Genomic DNA, 10925 nt, shown 5'->3' with positions numbered 1-10925 from the left:
ATGGCATTGACCATTTTGAAGAATTATCAGGATGAAGACAAGAAGACTTCTGTCAATAGGAAAAGGAAGAAGGCTGGCTGGAGTGACGAGTATCTAACTAATTTGATAAACACCTTTATTAAAGCGTTTTAACTCATGCGTTTTCCCTGGTTGCTTAAGACTAATCTATAAACGCAAGTTCCGTTTATAAAAATGCAAGTTTTGTTTTTATAATCAAAAGCTTCATTTATAAAAACAGAACTTGCGTTTATAGTTTATAATAAGTTGATTGTAAGTTTGGTATTAAAAGAAAGGAAGTTTACCCTTAATGCGGAAGAACTTTGCTATTAATAGATTGGGAGGCAACTAGTGCTACTTTACACTCGTTCAGTTATCTATTGGAATAACTTCCTGCATATAAATAGCATCCAAGCTCCAAAGAGCAGCATCATTCGTGCTGATGCTCGTACATTCATCTAATGGGGACGGTACTTCCGGCGGAAGTATGGTAGTGATGCGGAAAGGCGGTGCAGGTGTATGTTCCAACCGGGTAAACAAATCTTTCCAGGCTTCTTCAGCCATTTGGGTATTACGCAAGTGATAAGCTGCGTAAGCCATCAGGCGGGAGACACGAAAACGGCTATGGCTAAGTTCCCATGCTTTCTTCTTGTAACGTGCAGCATGGTCAAGCCAGGCATCTTTCCATTCGGGTATATCAATCATACGCATCATTTCATTGGTTATCTCAAATCCGCCCATGATCGTCATTAAATGGTTGGTTGTTTCCAGTTTGGGGTCACATTCGGTTGTGATGATCCCTGTTGACGGATCAAATCCTAGAGCTTTGGGACCGGTAAAAAGGCGGTTAGGCAGAGCGGCAATGCTTTTCATTCCTGCTATTATTTTATCACGATAAGTTGTGTTACCTGTGCGCTCCCATTCTGTCATCCAATTACCGGCATAAGCCAGCCAGTCGGGACCGATACGCAAACGGGCGGGAGCGGTACAAGGATATTCGCTGCGAGGTTGGGCCAGGCGCATAGGGTCCAGTTCATAGAGTTTGTGGTCGGCATCCTTCACTTCAGTCATTAAATCACCGCAACGTTCGTCCGTAGTAAGGTAATAGTAGAAACGGTTCCAGGCGGCCTGGCTGATTCGCGCTTCTTTTGCTCCGCATCCCCAATGACTTACATTATGCCGACTGCCTAATCCGGCATTGGGACCGATATGATAGACATCCACTTCACCCGTATGACGCGTCATAGCTTCTGCCATACGCCAAATATCAATACGCCCGGTACGCAGGAAATTATACCATAGCCACATATTAGAAGCCAGTTCCGTATTGTCCCAGGCAAATCCTCCGACATCGTAACGCCAGGTATGACGAACGGGGTCATAAGCGTGCATCACATCACCATAATTCCAGAAACCGTACCATTTGTTTTGTTCGATTGCTTTCTGATAGAAGTCAATGTAAGCATCCAAGCGGTCTTCTACACGAGTACGGAATGGAGTAGTACGGTCAGGGAGACTCCATATCCCGAAAGCTTGGCGGGCATGAAGATAATTCGGGGTTGGCAGTAACAGACTAGGGCTAGAAAATTGTTTGGCATAATCAGCAAAAGCCTTTTTCCCGGTATATCCACTTTGTGGGATCAGTGTAAACGTAGTTGTACGGGCAATGCCGTATGGCGTATTCATGCCCTCCTGAACATCTTCATAGCTGGCATTCAGGTCATGAGCTATACGATCATAATGCCGCAAATCCATAGGTTCGGACTCCGGGCTCCACAACCAGGCGGTAAGGGTAGCTACCGGGGTTCGTGCGTCTGAAATTTCAATAGAAGAGGGATAAGACTGCCAAAAGTCATGCATACAAAGTCCTAATCCTCCGGTAATATCTCCAACAAAAGTATATCCATCGCTACGTGTGCCGGAAAAGGTTCCTATCCAGGGATTATCGTTATTGGCACGTTTACGAATGGAGAAAGCATCGGCAGTGAGTTGAGACAGACGGTAATCATTCCATGAAGCCCAGTTATCGAGCAGAGAGCGGTTCTTTTCATCGAAAGATTCATAAGGTGGAATACGTTTGCCTTCCATTTGCTGTTGTTGCAGGGAGGGTTCATCTGTTGACTTCTGTTGTGCATCTTTCTTTTCATTACTGTTTTTCTTATTATCTGTCTTATTTAAAGTGAGTATGCGACACCCTACCAATGGTTGTACCGGCTCGCTCCACACTCCTCCATCTGCACACGAGAAAGCAATATGACGATTATACAGAGCTTCACGCATAGGAACGTCGAAACGGATACCTAAACTACGAATGAAATCTTTCTTCTGATCTCCGTCATAGACGAAACTATGTACCATTTTGATCTGTTCACTGCAACCATAAAAGTAGAGACGTACCACAAAAGGAAGCCACTCACGGTTATTCCATTTGTTCATATCAGAGTTATTCGCATAGTTCCCTTCCTCTTCAGAGTGATTCGTATCAATCTCCTTATTCCTGTTCCGATGTATCCCTTCCAACTTTACAAGTGCCCGTACAGAGCCCAGACGTTCTATGGTTACTGATTTTATTTCTCCTATGTAACGAGTAAAAGATATTTGAGATGTATTTTCTTGAATCGGCTCGCTTTGAGTATTACAAATCAGACGCGCTTTCTCTCCTACTTTAGTTCCTTTATATAATAGACTATCAATCAGGAAATCTCCGCGTTGGGGAATAAATACGGAAATTACCCCTGTTTCAATTTGAATATTTTCAGGCGTTTCAGTGATTGCAATAGAAGCATCAGGCTGTTTATTGATAGTTTTTGCTTTCCGGGGGGCTTTTTCTAATGTCAGTCTTTCTGTTCCGGCAGGAATGACTCCGGCAACTCCGCTCCATTTCACGGAACCATCCGGCCAGTAAGCCAACGGCCAAGTATCTACCGGAATCTCTTGATTTCTATCTGTTTTTAGTCGCAATGAAGTTTCAGGAAATAGGTAGCCTTCATCAAAAGGAACTCCGAAGCTTACAGCTTTGTCTTGTTCAGGAGTATTGCCGATCCAATGTAAAGGAACAGTAGACGTTTGGGATGGCAAACATTCGTAGCGGAAGTTTGTAATACGGGTACGGGATAAGGTGGTGCGAAAGCCGAACCATCCTTCTGTCAGAGGTTCGGCATCGCGGAAGTCCACCAGTCTCTTGCCGTCTATGTAATAACTAACCCTATTATTTTCATTTGTTATCTTAATGTGATACCAGTGATTCGCTTTTAGCAAATGTTCGGTATCTGTATATTCTTTCAGTATGGCAGGACGTACCTTGGGATCTGTGATTCCTGCTTCATTGCCGTCATAACGACGGAAGCGTGTAGTAGAGTTATAGTTTCCACCATATCCCATGTAATAGAGTTGCAAAGAATAACAATTCAGAAAGATTCCGCTACGCCACTTCTCACGTTTCCATATATTATCAGGATGTTTGGGGTCCGAAGCCATCCAAAAGCAATTCAGGTCACTCAAGCGGTCTCCTTCTTTTTCTACAACTACACACGCATCATATTCAATGGTTACCCGTCCGCTCATCTTTTCTTTCCTCCATAAGGTAAGGCCTTTAGGAGACAGTATTTCAGCGGTATCACCCTGAAATGTCACTTTATAATCCGGAGATTCCGACTCTACCTTCCAATATTTATGAAACTGGCGGGCGTTGAGGCAGGAAACTTTATTGTTTTGTGCGTTTGTTCCCAAAGTGATGAAGAGGAACAAAAGGATAAAGAGTTTTTTCATATGTATATTTGCTATCTCACCTTACAAAGGTAGGGAGAGCCGTTCAATTAAGAAATAGAATATTATCCATATATATGGCGATTCGTTCAACTATGAAAAAAAGAACAACCCGACAGTTAGCCGGATTGTTCTTTTTCAACAAACTCATATCAAATAAGAGATTTCTTATTCAAAAACCTTTTTATTCTGCTTTTTTCAAAGTTTCAGCACCTACATAGTAACCTAAGTTAGTTCCCTGGTTATATCCCATATTCTGCATCGCTTGAGACATATCATAATTATGATCGGTCATCAAGTGAGGAAGACGGAATTCGGTAGGATGATTCGTGGAGAATATATAAATAGATTTCATGTCACTTGAACCCATTATTACTTCTTCACGATAGTCACCGAGAAAATCACCATAGTAACAAGGATTGTATTTGGTGCTATGGTTACCGTCATTGCTACCGTAAGTTCCAAAATATACCAAACGAGTCTTATTCGTCTTGTTTACATCAGGGTTCTCTTTATAGCTCACGACACAAGCACGGTCCAGCATTTCTCTTGTCGGCTGCCCGCTCCAATAAATGGCTACATTATACAAAACTCCACCACCAATACCTGTAGGATATGTACTGGATACCAATCCACTGCCACTACAACTGAATACCCCTTCCTGCAAAGAAGACCAGTACTCAAAATTCGGGCTATCCGGATCGATATCTGCCACAATACAACGACCGACATCAGTAGTCGAACCCGCTCCATGGCCGGTAATCAAGCCACCATCTCTTGCATCAATCACTTGACATCCATAACCGTGTCCTTGTCCATTATAATTGCCCGGTTCTTCAAATGAAGCAACAATTTGCAATCCTGAACGGTCTTTTATAAATTTGCCAACACATAAACAGTCACCATGACCGTTTCCGGTACACCACAATTCGCTTCCATCATCATCTATAGCCGCAGAACCATACAAGATTTCATCTTTTCCATCATCGTCCAAGTCCGCTACACGAAAACTATGCGAACACATGGACAACCATTTTGAAGAATGTTCGGCTGTATCAAACTTCCAACGGGTTTCCAGTTTATTCCCTTTCAAATCGAGTGCCCATACTTGCCAATTATGATAAATACCTCTACTGATGATCAGACTGGGGTTGCTTGTTCTCACTCCGGTCGCTTCGTCAGGTATACCATCCAGATAAGCCACCCCGATAAAGAAACGGTCCATGCGGTTTCCGTAATCATCTCCCCAATATTCACTCCAATATTTAGCACGCGACGCTTTTGAACCACTTCCACCACGAGGAATATTATCCACCCGGGTAATTTCACGTCCATCATATCCACGGCAAATAGAGATATATTCGGGACCTTCCATTATCAAACCGCAAATTGTATTAATACTTGCTCCCGAATACCAGCCCACAGCGTCAGTCTGACGAATTCGATAATCGTTCACATTACCATAAGCATCGGTAATGACCTTACCATCCCCAAACTTTGTACCTTCTGAAGAGCGGAAAGCTATTTCACATAAACCATCTCCATCAAAATCGTATAAAATATATGAAGTATAATGTGAACCGGAACGAATATTGATTCCCAAATCAATTTGCCACAAAAAAGTACCATCCATCTTATAAGCTTCCAACAAGGTCGAACCATTATTCCATCCCCCCTGGTTGGCACCATCATACGGTTCTCTCTTCACCACAATCTCCAATTCACCGTCACCGTCCAAGTCACCTAGCTGAATATCATCAGGAGAATATGTAATCGACGCATCGGGTACATTCATGTTTAATCTAATCTCATGATAAAACTTTTCTGCCATTTCAGAGGTAAAGGTATAATCGCAAAGCGTTTCAGCCTGATTGGCAAGAGTGACCCGGTATACATTCGTTTTTGATACATCAATATCCGCATCCACCCAAGAAGTAGTATTCGAAATAGGTTTCTCATTCAATTTCACTTCCGTCTCGCCGTCTACCGACTTATAAATATCAAAAGCAACATTAGACGGATCGGTCTTCAGTAATCTCCAGCTAATCAATGCGGATGATATGCCGGAAGAGTTATTGGCGTCAACATTTGGTGCCGGGTCGTAACTAACCCACATTGCACGGCTACCCGTTATAACTTCAGTAGGCAGAGGCGGCAACTCCTCTTCCGTCTGATTGCCATTGTTCACTTCAACGACGGGGTCATTATCCGAGCAGGCAACTATGGCCAGCAGACAAAACAGCCCCAGTATTATATAATGTTTCTTCATTTCTTTCGTTTTTTTATTCTATAAACATCCGTTCTATGCAAGAATATCCTATCACTATTCATCAGCATTCCGGTTGTGGGTTACCACCCCGGATTCTGCTCCAAATTAGGATTCTTAGATTTTTCACTCTGCGGAATCGGGAAGAAATACATCTTATCATCCCAACTTCTTTCTTTTACCTTACGTTCATACGTATAAGTATCATCCCCATTCTTCGTAATTTTCATTTCAACAATGTTCTTGAAATGTTTGTCCCCCTCCTTCCAACGACGTACATCCCAAAAACGATGTCCTTCAAAAGCCAATTCTACCATACGTTCATTCTGATATTTCTTCCAGAAAGCATCATTGGTCATCCCTTGAGGGAATCCGGGCATTCCGGCACGTGTACGAACTACTTTGATAGCATCTACAGCCGAAGTTGTAAATTCACTGTCCGTTGCATACGGACTACCCAGATACTTATATACAGCTTCCGCATAATTCAAATAGAACTCTCCAAAACGGAACGTAATCCATGAATGATAGGTCTTTGAAGCTGTACCGGCACGCAAGTCTACTGCCGTCTGACAATACTTCTTCAGATAATAACCTGTCGGAGTTCCGCCACTCAAAGGTTCCGCATTTAATCCGCCCTGATAGGTTTGCAGAGGAACAGTATTCCAGTTAGGCCACTTTTCGTCTCCATTTTTGGCAATAGTCAAATAGAAACGAGGGTCGCGGTTGGTATAATAAGGATTAGTAGGATCGTAGTTATCCAACTCGTCCGGGCGCAACCCTGTATCCTTCATCTCATACGCATCCACCAGTGTCTGTGTGGGACAGTTTCCACCTTTACAATTTTCCAACCCTACCGGGAAGTTATATCCCTCAAAAGAATTAGTGGTAGTAGTGGCACGACGGAGAAAAATCAATTCACTAGTAGCGTCATTGTAATTATCCTTACTCCAAAGTGATGAATAATCCTCCACTAAGAGTTTTGCCTTTTCAGCAAATCCATTACTGTCATCTAAAATTTCCTTATTGGCTTTAGCTGCACGATACCACAGCTCTTTATTATCAGTCGGGTTAAACAAAGGACTTGCCGCATATAACGCAGCACGAGCTTTCAAGGCCAATACCGTTTTACGGTTGGCACGTCCTGTTTCCGCCGGACTACTAGGCAATGCCATATCTCCCAGTTTACTGTAATCGACAATAATCTTATCCTTTATATCATCACATTCGGCTATGATATAATCAAAAATCTCCTGTGCCGGCCTGCGCGACAATGTATTCGATTCTTCGGCTGTTAATATATGGTCGCTAAACGGCACATCTCCATATTGCCGTACCAAGTTAAAGTAGAAATATGCACGAAGGAAACGCACCTCATACTGGTAATTGGTATAACGAAACATTTGTTGTGCATAATCACTGTTCAAAGCCAACTCAGGAAATGTCAGTCCGGTAAACTTCTCCAGATATAAATTACAATTGGCTATCCCTTCATAACAGGACGTCCACATACTACTTTTAGCATTTGACGGACTCCAAGAACCATTGTAAAAGTCTTCAATCTGATTTCCCGAATAAGCATATTCAGCCTCATCAGTAGCAGAACCAAGGATTGCCCCGCTATAGTTTCCAAAGTCCACATCCATGGACAAATAGATATTTGTTATCAGCCCTCCCACATTACCGAAGTTGAGCTTCACAAAATCCTCATCATAATTATTGTACTCATGATATTCCATCTTATCTGAGCAGGAACCGAGTGCGGCTACACACATCATTCCGTAGATAATGTTTTTCAGTTTCATTCTTTCGCTTTGTTTTTATGATTAAAAACCAATCGTAACACCGACTACTACACTCTTATTCAGCGGAGTCGCTACACCATAACATTCCGGATCTGTCACATCAATATGATCTGAACAGAACAAGTCTGTTCCTCTGACATATAACTTGGCACTCCCCAATATCTTAGTCTTCTTCATCCATTCTTCCGGAAATCTGTAATACACCTCCGCGTTACGTAACTTCAAGAATGACCGGTCCGCCAACCAAACTGTATTAGCCTGATAGTTATTGGCATTACTCTGTGAACTCAAACGAGGATATTTGGCATTTTGATTTTCCGGTGTCCAACGATTCTCATAATAATGAGTAGAAAGTGTCGTATTATTTATCAACGGCCAAAACATACTCTTCGTATTCAAGACAGCAGAATAGTTACCTGTTCCCTGAAACATTACATCTACTCCAATCCCTTTCCATTCGGCTCCCAAATGGAAAGAATAATAAATTTCCGGAGCCGTCGTACTATAACCGATAGCTGTTTTATCATTGGCATCAATGATTCCGTCTCCATTCACATCTTTATATTTTATGTCTCCCGGCACTACCGTACTAAAGTTTTGCGGAAGGCTGTTTGCTATATCTTCTTTATCTTTGAAGAAACCTTCAGCTACCATTCCATATACTTGTCCCAACCGATTTCCTGTTTGCACAAGATTCTTATACAAACGCGGTTCTTCCAGTTGTTCCTTAATTTCATTCTTATTCCAAGCAAAATTACCGCCAAGGTTGAACACTACATCTCCTAACCGTTTCGTATAGTTAAGTCCTAGTTCCACGCCATAGCTATCAACGATTCCGGCATTCTCGAACGGAGCATCTACGCCCAACACATCGGTATATTTTCCTTCGGAAGAGACCCAAATATCTTTTCTCCGTTGATAATAGCCTTCTGCCGTCACATTCAATCCATTGAACAACATAGCATCAACACCAACATTATATTTATACGCTTTCTCATGTGTCGAATTAGCAGTTGCCAAGCGACCGATAATAGTACTTCCGAATTCAGAGTCGTAACTACTGTTAAACTTATATTGCGTACCGGTAGTCGTATAAATCTGGTCCCAATAGTCATATACGGTAGTACTTCCGTCTTTAGGCAGATAATCAACATTGATCACTCCAAACGAAGCGCGCAATTTCAAGAAGTTCACCCAAGACACATCTTTCAACCATTTTTCTTCCGAAAGTACCCAAGCAGCAGAAATGGTAGGAGAAAAAGCCCATTTATGTCCCGGTGCCAATAAACTGGAAGCCGAGCCAACCAATGCCAGATCCAAATAATAGCGATTAGAGAAACCTACATGATTATACCAAGAAACATTTTGCCGATAAATAGTAGTGTTCAGACCGTATGAATCACGATATTCATAATCCCATTTCAATTGAGAATACACATCCCACTTTTGGAATGAACGATTATAATCTACACTACCTGCAAAATTAAATTGACGCGCCCAATTGTCAATACCCGCACCCGAACCCATTTCACTGGATTCGCCACCTGAAATGGCAGTATAAAACGGCCCGTTAGTTGTCCAGCTTGTTGCATAACCGGCATACGTATAAGTCTTGCTATGGTCTTCTAAAATATTGGAATAGTTATCATAAGCTAAACGAAAATTAGCTCCCAATCCTTTCAGCAAACCAGACAAATCTTGTGATAAGGTAAGGTCGGTAAACAAACTGCGAGAGTGTCCTTTAGAATAAGCAGCTCCCTGCGATTGTGCGACAGGATTCGACGTGCCCGCCCAAGTGGTACTTCCTCCCCAACTGCCATCTTCCGTACGAACCGGAAAAGCTGCAGAAGGAATCGAATAAATCATATCCCATAAGTTAACCGAAGCCCCCGGAATCCGAGATTCGGATAATGTTCCGAGAAGATTTAACTTCAATTTGGTAGTGCCCGTTAAATCAATATCCAGATTTGTACGCAAATTAGCACGTGAATACATATTCTGTGTAGAATATCCGTCATTTGCATTCGGGGTCTTGATAAACCCTTTGTCTGTTAATAAATTCGCCATAGTATAGTAGCGGAACTTTGTTCCTCCTCCACGGAATTCGATCGTGTATTTATTAGAAACTCCTCTGTCTTTAAAGGTTTCATCAATCCAGTTCACATTAGGATAGAGATAAGGGTACATACGGGAAGCTCCTCCACTGCCTACTCCATTACGGAAAGCGTCGACTTCTTCCGGAGTATATCGAGCTCCCAAACCTTCATATCCACGCGCTTCATTCACAGCAGAAGCATACGTAGCCGCATCTACAAATTCCGGACGTCGAGACTGAGTGTTAATGATGTGATCATACGTAAACGTTATCTCTTTTGTTTTGTACTTACCACGCTTCGTCGTAATCAAGATCGCACCGTTCACTCCTTTGTATCCGTACAATGCCACAGCCGCAGCATCTTTCAGGACGGAAACGGATTCTACTTCTTCCGGACTCACCAAGCTCATGTCTCGTTCCAAACCGTCAACCAGCACAAGCGGTGTACTACTTGACAAGCTCTGCAAACCACGTACATAAAAGGTAGGATCTGCCATTAAACCTGTACTAGCTGCATTCTGCAAAGTAGTAAGACCCAATCCATATCCATATAAAGAATTGGATATATTCCGGGAAGACCGCTTATTAAACTCTTCATTATAGGTGGTAGAAACAGCTGCTGTTGATTCATGACGATTGAATGTCCGGTTAGCTCCCACATCAATAGTCTGAGCTGCATATCCCATCACAATAGTCATCGGACCATCAGCCTTTACCACAACTGTGGTAGAGCCTTTGTCGGCAGAAAAGACACTCAAGCGTTGTCCCTTCTCGACCGCAATCTCAAATTTACCATCTTTATCAGTTTCAACCCGGGTCTCCACTGCGCCACCTTCCACATTAACGGACGCTCCATAGACTGGGTTTCCCGATTTATCAACAACAATACCTATAATGTTGTTGTCTGTATTCTGCGCTCTGACCGGAATGCTCAAACAAACTAGTAAAGCCAGTATCAGAATCTTATTTTTTCTCATATAAATCAATATTCAAGTAT

Annotated in this window: 4 protein-coding genes; all 4 read right to left on the bottom strand. The window is 42.4% G+C overall.

Features of this window, described 5'->3' with window-relative positions; all coding sequences use genetic code 11:
• Window positions 1–366 precede the first annotated feature (366 nt).
• On the bottom strand, window positions 367–3765 hold the full coding sequence (locus tag LPH68_RS19585; protein WP_151923795.1) for a DUF6250 domain-containing protein: 3399 nt from the start codon (window positions 3763–3765) through the stop codon (window positions 367–369).
• A 181-nt stretch (window positions 3766–3946) separates the two neighbouring features.
• The gene (locus LPH68_RS19580) at window positions 3947–6031 is read right to left on the bottom strand and encodes a hypothetical protein (RefSeq protein ID WP_004308492.1); all 2085 of its coding nucleotides are present in this window, start codon (window positions 6029–6031) and stop codon (window positions 3947–3949) included.
• 80 nt (window positions 6032–6111) lie between these two features.
• Window positions 6112–7833, bottom strand: coding sequence for a RagB/SusD family nutrient uptake outer membrane protein (locus LPH68_RS19575; RefSeq protein WP_151923796.1), 1722 nt, complete (start codon window positions 7831–7833; stop codon window positions 6112–6114).
• A 21-nt stretch (window positions 7834–7854) separates the two neighbouring features.
• Window positions 7855–10905, bottom strand: coding sequence for a SusC/RagA family TonB-linked outer membrane protein (locus tag LPH68_RS19570; protein WP_151923797.1), 3051 nt, complete (start codon window positions 10903–10905; stop codon window positions 7855–7857).
• Window positions 10906–10925: the final 20 nt, after the last annotated feature.

Source organism: Bacteroides sp. 1_1_30 (assembly GCF_020982715.1).
GTDB classification, from domain to species: domain Bacteria; phylum Bacteroidota; class Bacteroidia; order Bacteroidales; family Bacteroidaceae; genus Bacteroides; species Bacteroides xylanisolvens.
Note: the sequence above shows the minus strand (reverse complement) of the source record. Positions and strands in the feature narration are given on the sequence as shown.